Source organism: Ensifer sp. EB106-03-01-XG145 (assembly GCF_058792075.1).
In genome coordinates, this window is sequence record NZ_JBYTEC010000001.1 from 531,408 (window position 1) to 555,358 (window position 23,951).

16 protein-coding genes and 1 tRNA gene are annotated in these 23,951 nt (G+C 62.6%); 11 read left to right on the forward strand and 6 right to left on the reverse strand.

Going from position 1 to position 23,951, the window contains the following annotated elements; genetic code table 11:
- Positions 1 to 48: 48 nt before the first annotated feature.
- Positions 49 to 1,221, forward strand: coding sequence for an MFS transporter (locus AC3WWH_RS02610; RefSeq protein WP_058323572.1), 1,173 nt, complete (start codon positions 49 to 51; stop codon positions 1,219 to 1,221).
- A 36-nt stretch (positions 1,222 to 1,257) separates the two neighbouring features.
- Here the strand turns inward: AC3WWH_RS02610 and AC3WWH_RS02615 are convergent, their stop codons facing one another.
- The 5 genes from AC3WWH_RS02615 to AC3WWH_RS02635 form a co-directional block, all read right to left on the reverse strand.
- Positions 1,258 to 2,568: a capsule polysaccharide biogenesis protein gene (locus AC3WWH_RS02615; protein WP_058323571.1), complete on the reverse strand. Its 1,311-nt coding sequence runs from the start codon at positions 2,566 to 2,568 to the stop codon at positions 1,258 to 1,260.
- Between the two features lie 28 nt (positions 2,569 to 2,596).
- Positions 2,597 to 4,189 carry an LTA synthase family protein gene (locus AC3WWH_RS02620; RefSeq protein ID WP_057248159.1) on the reverse strand — a complete coding sequence of 531 codons (1,593 nt, stop codon included), beginning with the start codon at positions 4,187 to 4,189 and terminating at the stop codon, positions 2,597 to 2,599.
- A gap of 97 nt (positions 4,190 to 4,286) precedes the next feature.
- Positions 4,287 to 5,126, reverse strand: a complete 840-nt coding sequence (locus AC3WWH_RS02625; RefSeq protein WP_057248160.1) for an SDR family oxidoreductase — start codon at positions 5,124 to 5,126, stop codon at positions 4,287 to 4,289.
- Between the two features lie 88 nt (positions 5,127 to 5,214).
- Positions 5,215 to 6,630 carry an aminotransferase class I/II-fold pyridoxal phosphate-dependent enzyme gene (locus tag AC3WWH_RS02630; RefSeq protein ID WP_057248161.1) on the reverse strand — a complete coding sequence of 472 codons (1,416 nt, stop codon included), beginning with the start codon at positions 6,628 to 6,630 and terminating at the stop codon, positions 5,215 to 5,217.
- Complete coding sequence (locus AC3WWH_RS02635; protein WP_113398435.1) at positions 6,627 to 14,135, reverse strand: type I polyketide synthase; 7,509 nt, start codon at positions 14,133 to 14,135, stop codon at positions 6,627 to 6,629. The genes AC3WWH_RS02630 and AC3WWH_RS02635 overlap by 4 nt, the downstream gene beginning before the upstream one ends.
- Positions 14,136 to 14,542: 407 nt before the next feature.
- Between AC3WWH_RS02635 and AC3WWH_RS02640 the strand changes: the two genes are divergently transcribed.
- From AC3WWH_RS02640 to pncB, 3 genes are all read left to right on the forward strand, one after another.
- On the forward strand, positions 14,543 to 15,724 hold the full coding sequence (locus AC3WWH_RS02640) for a polysaccharide biosynthesis/export family protein (RefSeq protein WP_057248163.1): 1,182 nt from the start codon (positions 14,543 to 14,545) through the stop codon (positions 15,722 to 15,724).
- A gap of 176 nt (positions 15,725 to 15,900) precedes the next feature.
- Positions 15,901 to 16,500 carry a bifunctional nicotinamidase/pyrazinamidase gene (gene pncA, locus AC3WWH_RS02645; protein ID WP_058323570.1) on the forward strand — a complete coding sequence of 200 codons (600 nt, stop codon included), beginning with the start codon at positions 15,901 to 15,903 and terminating at the stop codon, positions 16,498 to 16,500.
- A gap of 38 nt (positions 16,501 to 16,538) precedes the next feature.
- A complete protein-coding gene (pncB, locus tag AC3WWH_RS02650) occupies positions 16,539 to 17,843 on the forward strand; it encodes a nicotinate phosphoribosyltransferase (protein WP_058323569.1) in 1,305 nt (434 codons plus the stop codon).
- A 609-nt stretch (positions 17,844 to 18,452) separates the two neighbouring features.
- On the opposite strand, the gene AC3WWH_RS02655 is transcribed toward pncB, so the two are convergent.
- Positions 18,453 to 18,527, reverse strand: a tRNA-Thr gene (locus tag AC3WWH_RS02655).
- 157 nt (positions 18,528 to 18,684) lie between these two features.
- Between AC3WWH_RS02655 and AC3WWH_RS02660 the strand changes: the two genes are divergently transcribed.
- The 7 genes from AC3WWH_RS02660 to infA all read left to right on the forward strand — a co-directional run bounded on the left by AC3WWH_RS02660 (position 18,685) and on the right by infA (position 23,814).
- Positions 18,685 to 18,930 (forward strand): hypothetical protein, encoded by a 246-nt coding sequence (locus AC3WWH_RS02660; protein WP_057248167.1) that lies wholly within the window; start codon positions 18,685 to 18,687, stop codon positions 18,928 to 18,930.
- A 253-nt stretch (positions 18,931 to 19,183) separates the two neighbouring features.
- Positions 19,184 to 20,476, forward strand: a complete 1,293-nt coding sequence (murA, locus tag AC3WWH_RS02665; protein WP_057248168.1) for a UDP-N-acetylglucosamine 1-carboxyvinyltransferase — start codon at positions 19,184 to 19,186, stop codon at positions 20,474 to 20,476.
- 105 nt (positions 20,477 to 20,581) lie between these two features.
- Entirely contained in the window at positions 20,582 to 21,022 is a 441-nt protein-coding gene (locus AC3WWH_RS02670) for a DUF2948 family protein (protein ID WP_058323703.1), read from the forward strand.
- A 42-nt stretch (positions 21,023 to 21,064) separates the two neighbouring features.
- Positions 21,065 to 22,369, forward strand: a complete 1,305-nt coding sequence (gene hisD, locus AC3WWH_RS02675; protein ID WP_058323568.1) for a histidinol dehydrogenase — start codon at positions 21,065 to 21,067, stop codon at positions 22,367 to 22,369.
- On the forward strand, positions 22,366 to 22,842 hold the full coding sequence (locus AC3WWH_RS02680; RefSeq protein ID WP_058323567.1) for a UPF0262 family protein: 477 nt from the start codon (positions 22,366 to 22,368) through the stop codon (positions 22,840 to 22,842). The genes hisD and AC3WWH_RS02680 overlap by 4 nt, the downstream gene beginning before the upstream one ends.
- Before the next feature lie 14 nt (positions 22,843 to 22,856).
- Positions 22,857 to 23,324, forward strand: a complete 468-nt coding sequence (locus tag AC3WWH_RS02685) for an arsenate-mycothiol transferase ArsC (protein WP_057248171.1) — start codon at positions 22,857 to 22,859, stop codon at positions 23,322 to 23,324.
- Between the two features lie 271 nt (positions 23,325 to 23,595).
- On the forward strand, positions 23,596 to 23,814 hold the full coding sequence (gene infA / locus AC3WWH_RS02690) for a translation initiation factor IF-1 (protein WP_004435948.1): 219 nt from the start codon (positions 23,596 to 23,598) through the stop codon (positions 23,812 to 23,814).
- The last annotated feature ends 137 nt before the right edge of the window (positions 23,815 to 23,951 follow it).

Below are 23,951 nucleotides of genomic sequence, written 5' to 3' on the forward strand. Positions count from 1 at the left end.
TCCGATGTTTCCTCTTGCTGCTGAATTTCATTCTGCAAACATGAGACAATGACGAACATCAATCAATCCATTTCCAGCGGTTCAGTCGACAGGGCACGTATCCCGCCCTTCGCCTACCTGCTCACCATCTGCATCGGCGTCATCGGCTCCAACTCCCTCGCCCTCGGGCCGATCGCGCCGGAGGTGGCGCGAAGCCTTGGCGCCAACGTTCCCGCCGTCATGACGGCCTCTGCCGTCTTTGGCCTGGGCACGGCCGTCAGCGCCGTTTTCCTTGGCCGCTTCATCGATCGCCATGGTCCGCGCCGCATGTTGGCTGCGGCTCTCTTGCTTCTGGCTGCAGGGCTCGGCGGCAGTGCGCTCGCGCCATCGCTTGCGTTCCTGGTTGCCGCCCAGCTCGTCGTCGGTCTGGCCGCGGGCATTGCGCTTCCCTCGATCTATACGCTGGCCTCGGTCATTGCGCCGACCGGACGCGAGAGCGAGACGATCGGCCTGGTGCTGACCGGCTGGACGCTCAGCATGGTGGCGGGCGTGCCGCTATCGGCAGCGATCGCTGATTTTGCCGGTTGGCGCACGGTCTATGTCATTGTCGCCGCCGCCACGTTGATCGCCTGCACTGCGGTCAAGTTTGCGCCGGCGCAGGAAGGCGCCACCGGTACAGCGACATCACCGCTGGCGGCATTGAGTGTTCCCGGCGTTGCACCGCTCTTGATCGCCTGCGCCGCCTTCATGGCCGCCTTCTACGGCGTCTATGCCTATATCGGCGAGCACCTGCATGCCGCACTCGGCCTGCCTGTCACCGCCAACGGTCTCATCGCCGTTTCCTATGGATTCGGTTTCGGCGCCGCCGCTTTTCTTGACCGCCTGATCGATCGTTTCGGCGCCGCCCGGTTGTTGCCGCTGATCTTCCTGGCGGTCGCGGGCGTCTACGTTGCCATGGCTGTGGCGAGCGGCTCCTACGCTGCCATGCTGGCCGTCGTCTTCCTTTGGGGGCTTGCCAACCATTTCGGGCTGAATGTGCTGATCATGCGGCTCACCGGCCTCGACCCCGCCAAGCGCGGCGCGATCATGGGGCTGAACAGCGGCGTCACCTATATCGCGCTCTTTGTCGGCACGATCGGGTTCGGTGCAGCCTATGCCCGGGCAGCCTTCTTTGTGCTGCCTTTGGCAGCGGCAGGCCTGATGCTCCTGGCGGCCTTCGCCGTCGCGACGGCGCGGCGGTAGTCTGGCTTAACAGACCCGCTGTTACGTCAGTCGTCGTCACGCGGAGGAGGCGATCCTCGGCCGCTTTTGCGGCTTGCGGCGTGGTGGCGGGTCCACGAAGGCGCCTGGCTGGTTGAGGCTGTTCTCGTTCAGCCGCGTGGCGATCGCCTCGGCGCCGGCATCGCTTCCGGCGCGCGAATAAAGATTTCCGCGTACCTGGATCGAGGCGGCGAGCAGGCGGAACATTGCGTTCGCCAGATCCGGATCTGGCGCCTGCGGCGCACGCCAGAAATCGTCGAGCGGCTGCTGGTCGGTCAGTCCGGCGATGTCGAACAAGGCCGTGCCGAGCACCTTCACCGGTCGCCCCTGCTTCAAGGCATGCAGACCGGCCGTCGAGTTGACCGTGACCATGCCTGCGCTTGCCTCCCCAAGCGTATCGAGGTTGCCTCCATCGAGATAGAAGACGCGCCCGCGAAGGTCGAACGCTGCCGCTCGTTCTTCGATGATCCTGCGCCAGGGGATCAGATCGTTGTCGAGCGGATGCACCTTGAAGACCAGGCGTGCATCGCGTGCGGCAAAGGTGGCGAAGGAAGCCAGCACTTCGGCAATCGCTTGCCTCTGGCTATGGAAGGGTGAGTGGGCCCTGAGCTGGAAATCGGTTTCGAGCTGCAGCGGGTAGACGAAATAGGGCGCATCCGCAGAAAGCAGTTTGGCAATGGTCGCCTCGGCCTCCGCGTTGCGCCGCTTTTCGGACAGGAGCCGGCGGACCCAGCCCGCATATTCGGCGAGTGGATGAAAGATCGCGTGGCGCTGATAGTGTGGGAAGAGGAACCAGAGAAAGACGTTCGGCAGATTGTAGAGCAGGTCATAGCTCGCATCGGCGAGGAACGTCTGGCTATAGTGCTTGCGCCAGTCCGGTTCCGGGACGCCCGCTGCTGCCGCAAGGATCTGCGCCGGATCGGACGGAAAATGCGAATTCGAGGACATGCCGTTGCGCTCGAGCGTCAGCCAGTCCGGCCGAAGATACCCCATCTCGACGATGGCGACTGCGACACCCTTGCGCCGCGCGACCGTGGTGGCTGCCTGGTGGTAGGCGCGTTCCTCGCCGAGCAGCAGCATGTCGGTGATGCCATGGCGCGCGATGAAGGCCTCGAGATAGGCTGGCCAATCGGCCGCCGTGCCGCGATAATTATAGGCACCCTTGCGGCCCCAGATGATCTGGTCGCCGACATTGAGGTTGATCCTCAGGCAGGTGTGGCCAATGGCTTCGAGCCGATCGGCGATCTTGCGGAAGATCGGCGACGAAGGACCTTGCAGGAACAGGAACACCCGTCGCCTTGGCCGATCGACCGCCCCGGTCGATGTCATCGAAGCGTTCTCCATCCGTCGAGCGCCGCTACCGCAGCGTATCCTTTCTGAGGTTGGCGTGGTTGAGCAGGGCCTCGAGCAAGTTCCAGGCTTCGACACTACTCGGTTCCACCGGCTTGTGGGAAGACGACTTGGCCTTGGCAAGCGGTACGATCAGGTAGTCGGTTCGCGGGTCCGGGAAGGGATCGGCAAAGGATTTGAGCAGCGGCGCATGGTCGCCGTAGAAGACGAGCCAGACCGGGCGGTCCAGCTTGTCGAGCCGCTCGCTCAGCGTGTTCAGCGCCGCATCGGATTGTTCGAGAATGGCCAGATAGATATCGACGGGATTGGTAAGATCACCGACGCGACCCGGCTCCCACGGGCCGTGATTGGCCATGGAGGCAACGAAGATGAAGCCGTTTTCATCCTCCGGCAGCTTCTCGCATGCGTCGATCACTTTTGCCGCAAGCTTCTCGTCGGAGACGTAGGGGCCGTCTCTTTCGGGGCGATGGTCGAAGCCGTCGAGCATGGTCAGCTTGGAAAAGCCGAGTTGCGGCATCGCCTTGTGCCGGAGAAAGAAGGTGCGGTCATAGGGATGGATGAAATGCGTGTTCCAGCCGGCGCGCTTCATCTTTCCCGGCCAGACCACGTCGGCATAGTGCGAGGCCCTGAGATAGGGGTAGCTGGCGTCGACGTGGATGTCGTCAGGCACCAGGCCGCTGATGACCGCGAATTCCGTGCGCAGCGTATAGCCGCCTTCGAAGACGCTGCTGAGGCGACCCCATTGCACCGCCTCGCGCCGCAGCCGATCCAAGGTCGGCATGTCAAGCGTATCGACGCCGAAGTGCCGCATGTCGATGAAGGATTCCGATTGCCAGACGACGATCAGCGGCGAGCCGTCGTCGCCGATCAGATCATGCACGGCGGCCCGGACGATCTCGGAGAGTTCCGCGACGATCTTTTCACGCCGCACGCCGAGCCAGACGATGAAGCGGAACACGACCGAGCCGAAGGTGCCGAAGCGCACCGTGTTCACCTTGACGTCGAGTGTTTTCAGCAGCCTTTGCACCAGCGCCGCCGTCGGGCGGTTCACCGGGCCGTAGAAGAGCAGAAGCCAGGGTCCGTAGGCGATCCCGAGCATCAACAGGATCCAGAACGCCTTGCCGCGATCGGGCAGGATGGCCGGCTCGAAATACATGTAAAGGCCGGACACGCCGAAGACATAGAGGAAGGCGACGGTCCAGAAGACGACGTTTAAAGAACTCGCATAGAAAATCGTCTTGTACTTGAAGACGTCGACGACGAGCGCGATATCCGAAAAGATCAGCGGCTCGCGGATGAACTTGAACTTGGCGCGGGAAATGCCGGTGAAGATGATGAAGAAGCTCATCGTGCCGGCTGCGGCATACAGCGGCCGCCAGGAGCCGGCGAAGAATCCTGCAAAGACCAGCGCGATGACCGGCAGGCGGGCAACCGCATCGACGACATCCTGCGTCCGCCCGAAGGGCGAGGGATGGGCGCGCCGCTCCCGCTTCGGCAGGGCAAAGCGATCGGTAAAGAAGATCACCGCACAGGAGAGCACGTAACAACAGAGCGTCAGTGTTCTTGGGTAGTCGTGCAGCTGAAAGGGAAGCAACGCCAAGCGGAAACCTTCATGTCTTCATGCCGGCCGACGCCGCTTGATGCGGCACAGCGTCCGCCCGACACTTAGATCTTATCGCTTGGACGTACAAGCGCCGTCAGGTCCGGCGCTCCGACACTCCACTATTATGCGTCGCGGTGTTGCCGCCGCGCGCAATCACCCTGTCGAACCACCAGTTGAGCAAGGGACGAATGGCCGGCGCGAAGCGGCCGAGGAGAAAGAGCGTGGTGCCGAAGTAGATTTCGAACCGCCCGCGGTCGATGCCCTTGGCGATTGTCTTCGCCACGGCGTCGGCAGGCCAGGGACGGACCGTGCCCATGATTTTGGCCGCTTCCGGAGGACGGCTTGCGAGTTCGCGCTGAAACTGGGGTGTCTCCGTATCCGGCGGAAAACACACGGAGACGCTGACGCCGTGGGCGCAGGCTTCCGAGCGCAGCGCCTGGGCGAAGCCGTGCAGCGCGAACTTCGACGCGCAATAGGCGGAATAGCCGTAGATGCCGATGAGGCCGGCGCCGGAGGAGATCATCATGATCCGGCCATGGCCACGCCGCTTCATGCCGTCATAGACAGCACGGACCGCGTGCACCGTGCCGGAGAAGTTGGTTTCCATCTGGCGTCGGAATGAAGCGCTGTCGAGTTCCTCGAAACGGCCGGGCTCGACGATACCTGCCGATGTCACCAGGATGTCGCAAGGACCGAAGGCTTGTTCGCACCGTAGGATCGCCGCCTCGACATCGCTTTCCGCAGCAACATCGGCAGCCTCGATCCTGATGTTGTCGGCGCTGCTCCCGCTTGAGCGGGCCAGGTCTGCTTGCGCCCGTTCCAAAAGGTCTCGAGAGCGCGCGATCAGCGAGACGCGGGCGCCACGAGCCGCGTAGATGGATGCAACTGCAAATCCGATACCGCTCGAGCCACCGGTGATGATCACATGCGTCATGCTGATATCCCGCTCAAGAGCAATTCCAGGAAAAGTGCGAAGCGGTTTTGCGTCCACAATTGCGCGAAAACGACGCAGTGATCTCGGGTCAGCGCGCCGAGAGCGCTTTCATCATCTGATCGATGTCAATGCCGCCCAGTCCGAAGTTTCGCTCGGTGAGGTCCGTCAGCCGTTCCGCCGTCAATGTTACCGTCCGGCGGATCTGCTCTTCCGTATGATCGCTGGTGATGAAGAAGCGCAGGCGCGCTAGACCCTCGGGCACCGCCGGATGGATGATCGGCAGTGCATTGACCCCTTCGGCAAGCAGATCGTTCGAAAGCTGAACGGCACGCAGGGAATCGCCGACGATAACAGGAACGACGGAAAAGCCGCTGCTGAGACCCGTGTCGAGGCCGGCTTCCTTGGCAAGCTTCAGGAACAGGGCACCGTTGCGGCGCAATGCCGCCGTCCGCGCCGGTTCGCGTTCCAGCACGTCGAGGCTCGCGGTGGCGGATGCGGCCAGCACCGGCGCAAGGCCGACGCTGTAGACGAAGCCGCCGGCGGATGCCTTGAGCACCTCGACCAGTGCTTCGCTACCGGCGATGTAACCGCCACAGCTCGAGGTGGTCTTCGACAGCGTGCCCATCCAGACGTCGATCTCATGCGGATCGACGCCGAAATGCTCGGCAAGCCCCCGGCCGGTCTTGCCGAGGACGCCGAGCGAGTGCGCCTCGTCGACCATCAGCCAGAAGCCGTATTCGGCCCGGAGCTTCAGAAGAGCCGGTAGGTCGGCGACGTCACCGTCCATCGAGTAGATGCCCTCGACGATGACCATGATGCGGCGATAGTCGCCCGCGACGGTGCGCAGCACGTGTTCGAGATCGGCGACGTCATTGTGTTTGAACAGCCGCCGGGTCGCGCCCGAGAGCTTGATGCCGGCAAGCGCGCTGTTGTGGATGAACTCGTCATGGACGACGAGGTCCTTCGGGCCCATCAGGCAGCTGATGGCAGCGACGTTGGTCAGGTAACCGCTGACGAAACAGACGGCGGCATCGACGCCGTAGAAACCCGCGATCTTCTCTTCGAGCGCCATATGCACCGGCCGCTCTCCGGCGACGAGGCGGCTCGCCGAGGCGGAGATGCCAAAGGTGCCGATCGTATCCCGCGCCTTGGCCAGTACCTCCGCATGGCGGTTGAGGCCGAGGTAGTCGTAGGAGGCGAAGTTGATCAGCTTTCGGCCGTCGATGACGGTGGTCGCCCCGGCCGCGGTCTGGTGCGCGCGATAGAACGGATTGGCGATGCCGAGTTGCTCGCTCGCGAACTTCTGGGTCATCACCTGCTTGTATTCCGGCAGATCTTCGAAACGGGCCTGCTGCCGGCGCGCCGGCGGCGGCATCTCCCGCTCCGAGCGCGCCATGCGGTTGCGCTCGGAGGATTGATGCGTGTTCCGCATCCGGTCCAGCAGGTTCTCCTTGAGGCTGCTGGTCATCTTGGATGCGCCTGGACCGTTTCCGTTCGTGCTCATTGGCTCTGTGCTTTTTCCTTCGCCGTGCCGACGTGCCGCTGTGCGAGTTCGTTGACGATCTTGTCGTCGGCGGGCTCGGCATCGTCGCTCTGGTCGCGCTTGCTGACCTTCTCATAGAGCTTGCGGGCGACATCGCCAACCGTCGTGTTGTCAGCGACGCCGCTGAGCGGCATGTCGAAGCCGGTATTCTGCTGGAAGCTCATGCCGAGTTCGACCGCCATCAGGCTGTCGAGGCCGATTTCCTTCAGCACCTTGCTGCGTGTGACCGTATCCTTCGATACGCGCAGGATCGCGGCGATCTCGCCGGCGACGAGGTCGAAGAGGATGTCCTCGGCCTCCTGCGGCGACTTGCCCTCGATCATCGCGACGAGGTCCATCTGGGCGCCTTCGCCGCCGGTGGCGTGCTGGTCGGCGCTGCGCAGGATGACTTCGAAGAGGGCGTTTTTGGCAACCGGCAGGTTACGCGCAGCCGACCAGTCGATCTCCGAGATCATCACCGTGGCCGCATCGACGGTGCCCGGATCGAAGGCCAGGTGGCTCTCGACCATGTCGAGCGCCGTCTGTGCCTTCAGTGCCGTCTTGCCGATACGCTTGGCGAGCAGATCGTTCACATCGGTGTTCTGGACCAGGTAACCCTTGTCGGCGATCGCGCCGAAGCCGACGGCAAGACCCGCAAGACCACGGGCGCGACGGGCGCGGGCGAGGCCTTCGAGGTAGCCGTTGGCGGCGACGTAGTTCGCCTGTCCCGGGTTGCCGACAAGCGTTGTCGCCGACGAGAACAGGATGAAGTTGTCGAGCTTGTCGTCGTTGGTCAGCTGATCGAGAACGGCTGCGCCCTTGGCCTTGGTGTCAATGACCGGTCGGTTGCGCTCGCGATTGAGATTGCTGATCAGCGCGTCGTCGAGCACCATGGCGGCGTGGACGATCGAGCGGAGCGGTGCAATCGCACGCAACTCCTTGAGGAGACGCTCGGTCGCCGTCGGGTCGGTGACGTCACAGGCGTGTACCGTTGCCGACACGCCGGCCTTCGCCCAGGCCTCGATCATCGCCGTCGTTTCGGCATCCGCCTGGCCGCGGCGCGAGCAGAGCGCGATCGTCGTCGCGCCCTTTTCGACGAGCCAGTTGGCAGCAGCCAGACCGAAACCGCCGATGCCGCCGACGACGAGATGCATGCCGTTCGGATCGACCTGCATGCCGCCATGCGGACGCTTGGCAACGCGATGCTTGCCGGTGACCGGCGGCAACACGACGATCTTGCCGATATGGCCCGCATTCTGCATCAGCCGGAACGCATTGCCGATTTCGTCGAAGTCGAAGGCACGGTAGGGAAGCGGCGTCAGCTTGCCGTCTTCGAACAACGCGCCGATCTCGGTGAAGATCCGCTTGGTGAGCTTCGGCTGATTGACCAGCAGCTGGTCGGCGTCGATGCCGAAATAGCTGACATTGCGGCGGAAGGGCCGGAGACCAATCTTGCTGTCGGCATAGTAGTCGCGTTTGCCGAGCTCGAGGAAGCGACCGAAGGGCTTCACGAGTGCCAGGCTCTGTTCCATGGCTTCGGCAAAGAGCGAATTCAGAACGAGATCGACACCCTCTCCGTCCGTTACGGCGCGAACGTCGTTGACGAAACCGAGCGAACGGGAATCGAAGACGTGATCGGCACCCAGCATCGACAGGAAGCGGCGCTTCTCGCGCGTGCCTGCCGTGGCGATGACCTTGGCACCCTTCAGTTTCGCGACCTGCAGCGCGGCAAGGCCGACGCCGCCGGCAGCGCCGTGGATGAGGATCGTTTCGTCCGGCTGGATGCGGCCGAGTTCCACCATGGCGTAATAGGCGGTCAGGAAGGCGACAGGCACCGTTGCTGCGGCAACCGGGCTGACAGTCTGCGGCAACCTGGCGACGCCGGCGCGTGAGACGACGGCGTGGGTCGAGAAGGCGGATGAGGCGATTGCCATGACGGCATCACCGACCACGAGATCGTCGACGCCTTCGCCAACGGCAACCACGTGGCCGGAGAGTTCCATGCCGATCGTCGCGCCTGCGAAACCATCTTCGAGCGCTTCTTCGGGCAGCAGGCCCATCGCCCACATCACGTCGCGGAAGTTGAGGCCTGTCGCGGCAACCGCGACGACGACTTCACCCGGACCTGCGGCGGGAATGTCGCTCTCTTCCCAGACGATGCTGCCCACCTGCGAGCTGACGCGCTGACGGATCGTTGCGGCCTTGAAGGTGTCGATCGCCGCATGGGCGTTGTCGACCGGGCCGGGCACGGCACGGATTTCGGAAAGCGCCGCGTCTTGTCCCTCTAGCAGCCACTCGCGGTTGGCGTTGGCGCTGCCGAGCAGCGGAGATGCTGCCGCGATCTGCTCGATCGTGGTCGGCGAACCGTCGATATCGAGCGAGTGCACTTCGAGGAACTCATATTCGTTCTGAAGCACGCGGGCGAAGGCCCAGAGACCGGCATTGACGCCGTCGCTTGCAACCGTTTTGCCCGTTGTCCGGCTCGCGATCGGGGCTCCGCCTGGCGCGACGAGCACGAGACGCGGACGATTTTCGCCAGCAGGCTCGGCTCCGCCGATATGCTGACGCAAGGCTTCGGCAAAGGCGCCGAGAGCAAGGATTTGGGTCTGCAGCGAAGCGGAATCGTCTGTTCGGGATGCAGCTGTCGGCGACGCGAGGAAGATTGCCCGCAGCGGCTGTTCGCCAAGGGCCTCGAAACCGCTGAGAAGCGCTGCTTTGTCGGCTGCGATATCGCCGCTGAGATTGACCGGAATAGCCGATGCCGAAGGCTTGTTGCCCTTGCCGCCCGCGATCTGCAGCAGCAGATAGGGGCCGGTAGCCGGTGCTTCGGCACTTACGGACGCCGCGGCGGCGCCGCGCGCTTCGAGCAGGATGACATTGCCGCTCGCGCATTCGCGATCTGCAATATTGACGTCGCGCAGATCGAGATCACCGAAACATTTCTGCCAGTGCGGGACCGCCGCAAGATTGCCGATCGGGAATTCCGCGGTCTGGCTGCGGGCGAACCACCCCTCGGAAAGTCCGAGGGCAAAATCGTTGAAGAGCGATGGCGCGCTGACGGCGGCTATCAACCCGCCGGTATCGCGAAGCGTCGAGCGAAGCGCGGTGCGGACCGCCACGTCGTCCTCGATCAGGCTGTAAAGCCCGTCAGAGGCGCTGACTGCGAGGTCGAAGGACGTGAGCGTTGCAAGCTCACCCTTTTTGAGAATGCGCACATGGGCGTCGTTCTCGAAGGCCAATTCAAGCCCACGCTGGGCGTTGTCGCGCGCTTCGAATACGGTGAGGCTTGCGCCGTGCTTTTCGGCAAGCGTCGCCAGTCGGCGGGTAAAGGCGGACGAAACGCTGCCGAGTTCGACGATGCGCAGGCGCGCGCCGGAAGATGCCGAAGTCAGGATCTTTTCGAGCGCCTCGAGGACGAACGCCATCCGCTCCCGGCTTGCCCCGGAGTGGACGGCTTGATGATCAAGCGTGGCATCGCTGATGAAGGTGGTGCCATGAGCCGTTTCGTCGCCGGCCTGGAGCGCGTCAAGGCGCGCAAGGGCCTCCGCATAGGCATTGTTGATCAAGACGGCTTCGACGGCGCGGTCGGACCGCTCGCCATAGAGTTCGCGCAGGATCTCCGGGACGCTCGGCAGGTTGAAGTCCTGAGCAATCGTCCAGACGCCGTCCTTGTGCTCGCAGAGACCGGCGTCTTCCAGGACGTAGAGGCAGCTCGTCAGGAAACATTGGAAGGCAAAATCGCCGGGCAGGTTGTTGCCCTGAATGGTCGATCGACCCTTGGCGAGTTTGAGCGCAATCTCCTGGCAGGCGCGATAGATGGCTGCGTTGAAGAGCAACGTCGTGTTGTCGACGCCGGCTTCGCTGGCGGCAGGCATGGTGATCTTGATCGGCGCCGGCGCTTTACCCTGCAGACCCGGCAGCGTCGCTTCCGATTGCACGGCCTCGTAGTGGAAGGACAGCGCGTCGAGCGTCTTGTGCTTGCGCAGATAGGTACGGCGGAAGCGGCAATCCTCGAAGTGCGCGATCGGTGCGCCCGACTTGTCGAAGAAATGGAACTTCGCCTTGATCGAATTGGGGCTGACGCGCTCGATCTCGATCATTGCGCGCGCGATTGGCTGGCTGCCGTTGACGACCCGCACCGAACCGAAGCGCACGGGGATATAGGGGGCACCGCTCTTGTCGCCGGTGAAACGATCGAAGAGGGCGACAAGCCCGTGGAAGGTTGCGTCGACAGAGATCGGGTTCAAGGCGTAGGTGACGAGCGGGTGGCCAGCTGCATCAGGCGTCTTCAGCTCGACATCGACAAGCCGATCGCCATAGGCGACGGCCTTGGCCAGCAGCTGGAAGCGCGGGCCGTAGTCGAGACCGAACTGTTTCGCCGTCTCATAGGCACGGCCAGGCGCAACCGTTGCGGTCTTCGCCAAGCCGGCAAGCGACGGATAGGCGCGCTCCTCGGCCGGCAATGGCTTGCGGCAGCGGGCAACCGCATGCACGGCCCAATCGTCTTCCGACAGCCGTTCGCGCGAGCGGATCTCGATGTCGCCGGTCTCCGGCGAAAGCACCGTCGACAGCTCCATGATCTTCGTATCGCTGAGTTCCAGCGGGCGAACGATCTCCAGATTGGTGATCTCAACTTCGTCGCTGCCGTAGAACTGCTGTGCAGCGGCGACAGCGATTTCGATGAAGCCACTGCCCGGCAGGATCGCCTTGCCGTCCACGACGTGTTCGGCGAGGTCGGGGAAGAGATGGGCGTCGACATGGTTCTTCCAGCTGCCGCTGTTCGGGTCGCTGCGCCAGCCGATCAGGCGGTAGGGCTTGGCGGTCCGGCCGAAGAGGTCGGTGGCGTCGGTCGTTGCTGCGGGGCGCAGCTCGACGGGCTCGAACGGCAGGCTGGGAAGGGCGATCGAAGCGTTGCGCTTGCCGAAGACGCGGGTCGTGTCGACCACCGCGCCGTGCGCGACGGCACGCGCCATCGCTGCCGAAATCGGGTCCTGGCCGGTTTCGCCGACATCCCGGAGCAGGGTCGGTACGACCATGCCCGGGGCTGCAGCCTGCTTGATCGTCTCCTTGACATAGGACGACAGGATCGGACGCGGCGAAATTTCAATGAACAGGCGGCAACCCATCTCGATCGCGGCCTCGGCGGCCGCCTGGAAGCGGACCGGCTCGCGCACGTTCTTCCACCAGTAGTCCGGATCGAGTTGCGTGCCATCGAGCGCGGCACCCGTGACCGTCGACAGATAGGCGAGCTCGGTGCGCCGCGGTGCGATATCCGGAATGTCGGAGAGGAAGGCGTCCTTCGCCCGATCGATGATCGGGTGGTGGAAGGGATAGTTGATGTCGAGAATCTGGACCGGGATCTTCGCCTTGCGCGCAGCGTCGCGGAAGGCCGAGATCTGGTCGGCCGGTCCCGAGATCGTCACGGAATTGTGGGCATTGACCGCTGCGACGCAGAGGTTGTCGAGACCGCGCGCCTCGGCAAAGGCGCGGGCGGCGTCTTCTCCGAGCATGACGGCCGCCATCGTGCCGTGGCCGGCAAGCAGGTCCTGATGCAGCGAGCGCTTCGCCACGATCGAAACGGCGTCGACCAGTGAGAGCGCACCGGCGGCGTAGGCGGCGGCGATTTCACCGACGGAGTGGCCGAAGACCGCGACCGGCTTGACGCCCATGGCAACCAGCGAGTCGGAGAGGGCGGCCTGCACCGCGAAGAGCAATGGCTGGGCGATCTTCGTATCGGCAAGCTTCTTGTCGAGATCAGGATCGGTGAGAAGATCGGTCAATGCGATGTCGGAGTGGAACTTGAACAGCGCGCTGACCGAGGTGAAGCACTGACGGAAATGCAGGTTCTCGCGGAACGCTTCGACGCCCATGCCGGCCCATTGTGAGCCGTTGCCGGAGAAGACGAAGGCGACCTTGGCGTCGCGGACGACGGCTTCGCCGACTTCACCGATGCCGGAGCCCGGCTTTTCCAGGTGGCTGGCGATCGCGCGGACGATATCTTCCGGCTGATCGCTGCGGGCGGCAAAGCGATGGCGCATGTGGGTGCGGTTTGCACCCGATGCGGCGATCATCGCCCGTGCTTCCCCCTTGGAAGCATGTGCGAACGCCGCCTTATAGTCGCTGAGAAGCGCCTCCAGGCTCGACGCCGTATGGGCGCTCGCCAGGAAGACATGGCCGGAAGACGATGGGTTTGACGCCCTTTCGTCGGCCGCGGGTTCCGGATCGCTGATGACGACGTGGGCATTGGCGCCGCCGAAGCCGAAGGAATTGATGCCGGCAAGGCGAGCGCGTTTTCCCCGCAGCAGCTCGATCGGGTTCGCCGTGACGCGCACGTTGAGACCGTCGAAGTCGATGTGTTCGTTCGGCGTGTCGAAGTGCAGCGAAGCCGGCAGATAGTTGTTTTCAAGCGCCATGACGGCCTTCAGCATGCCGAAGAGGCCGGAAGCGGGTTCCGTGTGGCCGATGTTCGACTTGATCGAACCGATCGGCACCGGTGCCCGGCGCTTGGCGCCGATGACCGTTCCGATCGACCAGACCTCGGCGGGATCGCCGACCTTGGTGCCGGTGCCGTGGCCCTCGACGAAGGCCACCTGGTTGGCGTCGATGCCGTTGCCTTCGTAGATCGCCCGCAGAAGATTGGCCTGCGCCTCGCGGGAGGGGAGCGAAATGCCGTTGGTGCGCCCGGCCGAGTTCACGCCGGTCGCGACGATGCGCGCGTAGCTGCGGTCCTTCTCCCGGCGCGCCCTGTCCGAGCGGCGCAAGACGAAGACCACGCCACCTTCGGCGCGCACATAACCGGCGCCGTCATTGTCGTAGGCGCGGCAAAGCCCCTCGGGCGAAAGCATGCGTGCCTGGGCGAAGCCGACGAAGGGAAGGGGATGGGCAAGGATGTTGACGCCACCGACGATCGCGGTGTCGATCTCGCCCGACGTCAGAGCCCGCATCGCCTGGTCGAGCGCGACCAGCGAGGAGGAACAGGCGGTATCGACCGTCATGCTCGGACCGCTGAGGCCAAAGATATGCGAGATACGGTTGGAAACGATCGACAGCGTGTTGCCGGTCATGAAGTAAGGGCCGGCGGCAGCCGGGTCCTCGACCGTCAGGTTGGCATGATCGAGGCTCGATGCACCGATATAGACGCCGACATTCTCGCCATTCAGCGACGTTGCAGAGATATTGGCGTCTTCCAGTGCGCGCCAGGCGAGCTGAAGCAGCACGCGCTGCTGCGGATCCATGTACATGGCTTCGCGCTGCGACATGCCGAAGACGGCGGGATCGAAATCATAGAGTTGGTCCAGCACGCCGGCGGCAAAGGAATAGGTCTTGCCCTGCGTGCCCATGACGGGGTGCCAAAAACGCGCGACGTCCCAGCGATCCGACGGAATGCTGGTGACGGTGCACTTGCCCTGACGAAGAAGTTTGAACAACGCCGAAGGCGATTCTGCTCCAGGGGCGAGGCATGCTCGCCCAATTATCTCAACAGCCATGTATGATCGAACGCTCTAAACTGCCGCTAAAGTTGCATCTGCGATTGCGCGTCGGAGGCCGAAATGCAATCGCCAATCGTCATGCTGCCAGGCTATCCCCAGCTATATTCGTTCCGCCTCATTAGTCAGCTTTTAACTTAAAGTCCCTAGCTTTCAACCCCAAAGACTGAAGATATACACGCTGTCAACGCCAATCCAAGGCGGATAGGGCGATAAACCACACTCAAGGTAGAGAAGGTATGACCAGAAAGACGCGGCTCCAAATATTTTGCCCGTCTTGGTCTTCGGATGACTTGTTGTGGGACGGCGATTGTGCTTTTCAGAGACCGGCGAATTCCCGGTCGGGAGATAATGCGGCACGGAACTGTGAGTAAAATCATGGCTGTGTCGAATTTGGAGTGTCGTAGTTGAAACGAGTCAGTGCCCTTCTGCTTTGTACCGCCCTCGTGGGATGCCAGGCCGTTCCGGGCGAGGGGCCGCTGGCTGGGGCGATCGTCAAGGATGCCGGTCAATCCGGCGCCGAGATCGGCCGGCAAAATGCCACCGTTTTTGATATTGTCGATGTGGATGGCCGCTCCGCGCGCCTCGTTTCCGACTATGTCTCCTCGACGCTCAACCGCCGTTTCGGCATTGGCGGCGGCGTCGGCCGAGTCGTGATCGGCGTCGGCGACCAGCTCAAGGTCTCAATCTTCGAAGCCGGCAGCGACGGGCTGTTCTCGACGGCAGAGTCCAAGCAGACGAGCATCGATCTCGTCGTTCAGCCTGATGGCAAGGCTGCGATCCCCTATGTCGGTCCGGTCAACTTTGCCGGCCTGACGCTGGAGCAGGCGCGCCAGGAGATCCTGGAGGCGCTGAAGCAGAAGGCGGTCGAGCCTGATGTCATCGTCACCAGCATGAGCACCGCCTCGCGCAACGTCACGGTTTCCGGTGCAGTCGGCAAGTCGTCGGTCGTGCCGCTCAGCCTCGTCGACGAGACGATCAATGAGGTCATCGCCAAGGCGGGTGGCCCCGTTGCGCAGCCCTACGAGACCTATGTCACGCTGGTGCGCGGCAAGAAGACCGGAACGGTCCTCCTGAAGTCGATTATCGAAAATCCGTCGGAAAACATCCACGTCAAGCCGGGTGACCAGATCTTCGTATCGCGCGACCCGCGCCGCTTCACGATCCTCGGCGCAGTCAAGGCCAACCAGCGTGTCGAATTCGGCGCCAATGACCTGAACCTGCTCGAAGCCATGGGCCTTGCCGGCGGCGGCTCGGACTACACGCTCGACATGAAGGGCTATTTCATCTTCCGTTACGAAGAGCCTGATGTCGTCATGAGCCTGCTTGGCCAGCAGCGTTTCAACGAGATGCTGCGCAAGGGCATGAAGACCGACAGCACGGGTCGCTACCCGATCGTCTACCGCTTCGACATGAGCAAGCCGGATAGCCTGATCGTCGGCCAGACCTTCCCGATCAAGAACCGCGACGTCATCTATGCTTCGCGCCACCCCTCGGTCGACTTCTCGAAGTTCCTCAACTTCATCGCCCAGCCGGTCGGCATCGCCAATTCCGGTTTCTCGATCGCCGACAATCTCAACGGCAACTAATCACGTTAAACAGCTTTTCTCGGGGGCGTCGACCGCAGGGTCGGCGCCCTTTGCTTATCTATCCTCCTGATTTTCAAAGCACGTGGAAGCGGCTTGTCGCCGCTCAAATTCTGTGATTGATCTTGGACTTAAATCGATTTTGGTGATCGATGGACGTTGGCAGGCAGGAATGAACTATGGCGGATAAAGCGTTGATCGTCGTGGACGTGCAGAACGATTTCTGCCCGGGCGGAGCGCTTGCGGTTGCAGGCGGTGATGAGATCGTGCCGATGATCAACGGCTTGATTGGCCGCTTCGAGCACGTGGTGCTGACGCAGGACTGGCATCCCGCCGGCCATTCGAGCTTTGCCTCCAGCCATCCCGGCAAGACCCCCTTCGAGATGATCGCCATGCCCTATGGCGGCCAGACGCTCTGGCCGGATCACTGCGTCCAGGGAACAGCCGGTGCCGATTTCCATCCGGCGCTCGCGTGGACGCGGGCCGAACTCCTGATCCGCAAGGGCTTCCGGCCCGAGATCGACAGCTATTCCGCCTTCTTCGAAAACGATCGCCGGACACCGACGGGTCTCACCGGCTATCTCAGGGACCGCGGCATCAAGACGGTGACGCTGTGTGGGTTGGCGACCGATTTCTGCGTCGCCTTTTCTGCGCTTGATGCGGTTACACAGGGATTTTCGACATCCGTCATTCTCGAGGCCTGTCGGGGCATCGACCTCAACGGTTCGCTTCAGGCCATGGTCACGCGCATGCGCGATGCCGGTGTCGAGCTGAACTAGTTCGAGACCTTCGCGCTGAGGAAGGAGAGATTTCACCAATGACGAAGACCGATATCGCCAGGCGTGTCTATAACCATGCCTGGAAGCTCGACCCGATCGTGCGCAGCCTGCTGGACACGGATTTCTACAAGCTTTTGATGCTGCAGATGATCTGGCAGCTTTATCCGGATGTCGATGCGACCTTCTCGCTGATCAACCGCACGAAGACGGTGCGGCTTGCCGACGAGATCGACGAGCAGGAACTGCGCGATCAGCTTGATCATGCGCGCGAGCTGCGCTTCTCCAAGAAGGAGATGATCTGGCTCGCCGGTAACACGTTCTACGGTCGCAAGCAGATCTTCTCGCCGGAATTTCTTGCCTGGCTCGCCAAGTTCCGCCTGCCGGACTATGAGTTGAAACGCAGCGGCGGTCAGTTCGAATTGACCTTCCGTGGCCACTGGGCGGAAACCACCATGTGGGAGATCCCGGCGCTCGCGATCATCAATGAGTTGCGTTCACGCTCGGCGATGAAGGGCCTCGGCCCCTTTACCCTCGACGTGCTCTATGCTCGTGCGAAGGCGAAGATGTGGTCCAAGGTCGAGCGCCTGCGGCAGTATCCGAACCTCAGGATTTCGGATTTCGGTACGCGGCGCCGACACAGCTTCCTCTGGCAGCGCTGGTGCGTGGAGGCGCTGAAGGAAGGCATTGGAAGTTCCTTCTCGGGTTCCAGCAACGTGCTGCTTGCCATGGATACGGATCTGGAAGCGCTAGGCACCAACGCGCATGAGCTTCCGATGGTGGCCGCGGCGCTTGCCCGCAATGACAAGGAACTGGCTGCCGCCCCCTACAAGGTGCTGCAGGACTGGAACCAGCTCTATGGCGGCAACCTGTTGATCGTGCTGCCGGATGCGTTTGGAACGGCGGCGTTCCTTCGCGATGCGCCCAAGTGGGTCGCGGACTGGACGGGTTTCCGGCCGGACAGTGCGCCGCCGATCGAAGGTGGCGAGAAGATCCTCGCCTGGTGGAAGAAGATGGGCAAGGACCCGCGGGAGAAGCTGCTGATCTTCTCCGACGGCCTCGACGTCGACACGATCATCGAGACCTATCGCCATTTCGAGGGACGCGTGCGCATGAGCTTCGGCTGGGGCACCAACCTTACCAACGATTTTGCCGATTGCGCCCCGACGGAAATCAGCGGCCTCAACCCGATCTCGATCGTCTGCAAGGTCAGCGAAGCCGATGGCCGCCCGGCGGTGAAACTCTCCGACAATCCGCGCAAGGCGACCGGCGATCCGGCGGAGGTCGAGCGCTACCTCAAGTTCTTCGGCTCACAGGACTTCGTCGAGCAGGCGGTCAAGGTTTAGCCGCCAAGCTATTCCAAGAAAAGTGTGGAGCGGCTTTCCACCACTTCAAAAAAAGAAACCGGCAAGCGCCGGTTTCAAAAGGGGATCAAAGATGTTGCGACTGTCCATCATCGCAACGTCAAATCTGGCAGTGGAATCTTAAGGTTGCGTTAAGGCGCCAACCTGCCGTTGCATTTCTTCTCTAGAACACGAACATGTAGAGAAGGATGATGACGATGAGCGGCACGCCCATGAGCCAGAGAACGATACCTTTCATATGCAAGCCTCCGCGTTACTGCCTTTGAAACGGTAACGCGGCATCGGGGAATACGTTCCCGATGCTTGGTGCTCGAACAGTCGGTTCGATGGCGAGAGTGCCCCGTATGAAATCTACTTTCCCGAGCGGAGGGGGGAGGCGTGGGCGCGCCCGAATCGAAGGATATCGCAATTGGCCGAACACGATAATTGCTCCCGAAGGAAAATTCGGGAGCGGGAGGTCGGACTTTTGCGGACGCCTTGGATGGTTGCCCGAACAGAACGGCAGTGCAGGTGTCGCCGTTTACGCAGGACAAGCCAGGATAGTCGCGGCGTCCCAACGGAGATATCTGATTGATTTCGCATGAGGAAAACTGGTGCTGCTAGAGAGATTTGAACTCTCGGCCTCTCCCTTACCAAGGGAGTGCTCTACCCCTGAGCTATAGCAGCATCTGGCGGCCGGTTCGTTGACAAGCCGCATCAAGCGAGGGGGCTATTGCCATAGCTGAGCGGGGAGTGCAAGTCGCATTTCGAAGTTTTTCGTGAAGACCTGTGAGAAAGTTCGCCGGTGCTTCCGAAGACCCTGGTTTTGCGCTAATGCAGGACTATGCAAACAAACGACAGCGACGGCAAGAAAACCGAGCCCGTGCCGGAAGAGCAGCGGACCGAGGGCAAGGTGCGCCGGGAGAAGAAGAAGGATACGACCGAGTCGGACCTGAAAAAGGCGCGTCTTGCCAGGAACTTGCGCGACAATCTTCAGCGCCGCAAGCAGCAGGCGCGGGCGCGCCGTTCCGGTGCAGCCGATGAGGTCAGCGGCCTTCCTGCCGCAAAAACGGACGAATCCCAAGATTAGTACGGGGCAGGGGCGGCGTTCGCCGGCTCCTTCCCGTTTGCCGGCGGCTCAGCCGTCTGGCGTCCAATTGCATAAATGCCCTTGGTCGGGTCGATCCAGGGCAGCGACTTAACCGATATGGCGACCTTTCGCGTCCGAATGGGCGCGCGGCGTTCAAGGCACTTCTAATTTCGCGGCGTCTCCACTAAAGAGGCGCCTTCAGACAACATAGAAAATATTTGGAAAGGCGGGCCAAGCCCGTTCGAGAGGCCTCATGGATCGCATCAGGATTGTAGGCGGCAACAAGCTTAACGGCGTCATCCCGATTTCCGGCGCCAAGAACGCGGCCCTGCCGCTGATGATCGCGTCGCTTCTGACCGACGACACGTTGACGCTCGAAAACGTGCCGCATCTGGCCGACGTCGAGCAGCTGATCCGCATCCTCGGCAACCACGGCGTCGACATCTCCGTCAATGGTCGCCGCGAGCGCCAGGGCGAGAGCTACGCCCGCACCATCCATTTCACCTGCCGCAACATCGTCGATACGACCGCGCCTTACGAGCTGGTGTCGAAGATGCGCGCAAGCTTCTGGGTGATCGGCCCGCTGCTCGCCCGTGAAGGCAAGGCCCGCGTATCGCTGCCCGGTGGTTGCGCCATCGGCACGCGCCCGGTCGATCTGTTCATCGAAGGCCTTCAGGCACTCAGCGCCAATATCGAGATCGACGGCGGCTACGTCAACGCGACGGCGCCGGAAGGCGGCCTGGTCGGCGCACGCTACACTTTCCCGAAGGTGTCCGTCGGCGCCACCCACGTCCTGATGATGGCCGCGACGCTTGCAAACGGCACCACGGTGCTGGGCAACGCCGCGCGCGAGCCCGAAGTCGTCGACCTCGCCAACTGCCTCAATGCCATGGGCGCCAAGATCACCGGCCAGGGCACCCCGACGATCACGATCGAAGGCGTACGTTCGCTCTCCGGCGCCCGTCACCGCGTGTTGCCGGACCGGATCGAGACCGGCACCTATGCCATGGCGGTTGCCATGACCGGCGGCGACGTCATCCTTGAAGACACGAACATGGCGCTGCTCGACACGGCGCTGGAAGCGATCCGCCGCGCCGGCGCCGAGATCACCGAGACCAACAGCGGCATCCGCGTCGTGCGCAACGGTGCCGGCATCAAGCCGGTCGATATCGTCACCGATCCTTTCCCGGGCTTCCCGACCGACCTGCAGGCGCAGTTCATGGGGCTGATGACCAGGGCGAACGGCACCTCGCACATCACCGAGACGATCTTCGAGAACCGTTTCATGCATGTGCAGGAGCTCGCCCGCCTCGGGGCCAAGATCTCGCTCTCCGGCCAGACGGCCAAGATCGAGGGCGTTAGCCGGCTGAAGGGCGCGCCTGTCATGGCAACCGACCTTCGTGCGTCGGTCTCGCTCGTCATCGCCGGCCTTGCAGCCGAAGGCGAAACCATGGTCTCGCGCGTCTATCACCTCGACCGCGGCTTCGAGCGGCTGGAAGAGAAGCTCACCCGTTGCGGCGCGCATGTCGAGCGTGTCAGCGACTGATTTGATCGGTTGCGCCTGATACCGTTGCGGTTTCAGGCGCAACATCCTATGTCCATTTCAATTGTGGCACGGAAAATGTGCGGCGAAACGAAAGGAATGGACGGTATGAATGGTCTGAAGCTGCTGGCGCTCGACGAGGAAGATCTCGCTGTCGTCTCCGCCCATGTCCAGGATGCCGTGTTCAAGGTATCGGGGCTGGAATATGACGCCCGCCGCAAGCTATTTTCGCTTGTCGTCAATCGCTTCGTCTGGGAGACGGCCGACGGCAAGCGCCGCTCCTTCGAGCGTCGTCGCGCGCTGCTGCTGTTCAAGCGGGTGAATGCGGTCCGCTCGGTCGGCTTTGACCGCCGCGACGATGAAGCGGTACTTGACCTGCTGACGCTCAAGTTCACGGTGCGCGGCGAGGGGCCGGAAGGCACGCTCGAACTGGTTCTAGCCGGCGATGCCTCGATCGCGCTTGACGTCGAATGCATCGAAACGCAGCTTGCGGATACCGGCGGGGCGTGGGAAACCGCTTTCAAGCCCAAGCATCCCGAAGGCGCTTGAGCCGCTCGACCCGAACGACACTGGCATACAAGGACGTCCCCTTTGGCAATCAGGCTCAATTTTCTCGACGGTGACTTCGAACAAAAGTTCGCGTCATTCCTGACGACCAAGCGTGAGGTGTCCGAAGACGTCAATGCGGTGGTCAAGGCGATCATCGACGACGTGCGCGCCCGGGGCGATCAGGCACTCGCCGAATATTCCAAGCGCTTCGATGGCGTCGATTTCTCCGTGACGCCGATGGCCGTCAGCGCGGCCGAGATCGATGCGGCGATCCAGGCGGTCGAGCCGGAAGTGCTGGGCGCGCTCAAGGTCGCTGCCACCCGCATCGAGGCGCACCACGCGCGCCAGCGGCCGAAGGACGATATCTACGAAGACACGATGGGCGTCGGCCTCGGTTCGCGCTGGACGGCAGTCGATGCCGTCGGCCTCTATGTGCCCGGTGGCACGGCGAGCTATCCGAGCTCGGTGCTGATGAATGCGCTGCCGGCGAAGGTGGCGGGCGTTCCCCGCATCGTTATGGTGGTGCCGGCAAGCGGCGGTGAGATCAATCCGGCGGTGCTTGCAGCAGCAAGGCTTGCGGGCGTCGAGGAGATCTACCGCGTCGGCGGCGCGCAGGCCGTTGCGGCGCTTGCCTATGGCACCGAGACGATCGCCCCCGTCGCCAAGATTGTCGGCCCGGGCAATGCCTATGTTGCCGCCGCCAAGCGCCAGGTCTTCGGTACCGTCGGCATCGACATGATCGCCGGTCCCTCGGAAGTGCTTGTCATCGCCGACAAGCACAACGATCCGGACTGGATCGCCGCCGATCTCCTGGCCCAGGCCGAGCACGACGTCGGCGCCCAGTCAATCCTGATCACCGACGATCCGGCCTTCGGCCAGGCGGTCGAGGACGCGGTCGAGCGGCAATTGAAGACGCTGCCGCGGGCCGAAACGGCCTCGGCAAGCTGGCGCGATTTCGGCGCCGTCATTCTCGTGCCGGATCTCGAAAAGGCCGTGCCGCTCGCCAACCGTATTGCAGCGGAACATCTTGAGCTGGCGCTCGCCAATCCCGAGCCGATGGTCGAGAAGATCCGCAATGCCGGCGCGATCTTCGTCGGGCGCCACACGCCCGAAGTCATCGGCGATTATGTCGGCGGCTCCAACCACGTTCTGCCGACGGCCCGTTCTGCGCGCTTCTCCTCCGGCCTCGGCGTGCTCGACTATATGAAGCGCACGTCGATCCTTAGGCTTGATCCGGAGCAGTTGCGGATCCTCGGACCGGCAGCGATCGTGCTGGCAAAGTCCGAGGGGCTGGAGGCCCATGCGCGTTCCGTCGCCATTCGCCTCAATCTCGGGGATGCTGGATGAAGGCGGACCGCAATCTGCGCCTCTGCGATGTCGTTCTGGACGAGACCATCGGCCGCTCGACCCCCGACGTGGAGCATGAGCGCGCGGTTGCTATCTTCGACCTGCTCGAAGAAAACCTGTTCGAACCGGTCGGCCATCCCGGCGGCCCCTACAAGCTCAATCTTTCGCTTATGGACGCGAAGCTGGTCTTTGCGATCTCGACCGACAAGGGCGGCGATGTCGCCACCCACATCCTGTCGCTGACGCCGTTTCGCCGGATCGTGAAGGACTACTTCATGATCTGCGAGAGCTACTACGAGGCGATCCGCTCGGCGACGCCGAGCCAGATCGAGGCGATCGACATGGGGCGCCGCGGCATTCACAACGAGGGCTCGCAGACGCTGATGGACCGCCTGTCCGGCAAGATCCGGCTGGATTTCGACACCGCCCGCCGCCTGTTCACGCTCGTCTGCGTGCTCTATTGGCGCGGGTAGAGGCGCGAACCGGCATGACGGCAACCGAGGCACCGCAGTTGAAAGCGCCCCGCTCGGTCCTCTTCATGTGCGGCATGAATGCCATCCGCTCGCCGATGGCCGAAGCGCTCGCCAAGGCGGCGCTGCCAGCGGGAACCTATGTTGCCTCGGCCGGCGTCCGGCATGGCGAACGCGATCCCTTTGTCGACGTGGTCATGGCCGAGGTGGGCTTGAGCCTCGGCCGCCACCAGCCCCACACGCTGGATGAACTCGAGGACGATTACTTCGACCTCATCGTGACGCTGGCGCCGGAGGCGCATCACAAGGCGCTCGAATTGACTCGCTCGATGGCCGTCGACGTGGTCTATTGGCCAACGCCGGACCCGACGGTGGCAGCCGGCACCCGCGAGCAGATCGTCGATGCGTATCGCGCCGTGCGCGATCACCTGTCGACGCTGATCAATCATCGGTTGGTCGGCTCGCACAGACGAGAGAAAACTTGAGAGCTTCACGGAAATCCGAGTGCGGTTTCCGACGACAGTTCTTTTCCATGTCTTCTTAGATCCCATCCGATTTAAGGCTAAAGACACGTAGCAGTTCAAAGTGCTATAGCGACCTCTGCGCCTCTGATAGGACGCGCGGCGCCGTAGCCGTCACAAAAGCGCAAAAGCCGGTGTTAGACGGTTCACAAATCCTCGTTGATTGTGTAGTTTCCGGCGAATTTTTCGGGATACCTGACGTATCCCTAAACAAAGATAGAAAGAACAGTCCTACATGGCGAAAGAAGAAGTCCTTGAATTTCCGGGCGTGGTCACCGAATTGCTTCCGAATGCGACCTTCCGCGTGAAGCTCGAAAACGAGCATGAGATCATCGCCCACACGGCGGGCCGCATGCGCAAGAACCGCATCCGCGTGCTTGCCGGCGACAAGGTTCTCGTCGAGATGACCCCGTACGACCTTACCAAGGGCCGTATCACCTACCGCTTCAAGTAAGCCGCTCCGGCTCTACGCAATTCCTGGAGCATTTCCGCTTCTTCTTCGAATCGCGAAAACGCTCTAACCTTTGGTTGGATTGCAATTCCAGACGCAAAACCGCTTCACCCGCATTTTGCTGGAATTGCTCTGGAGTG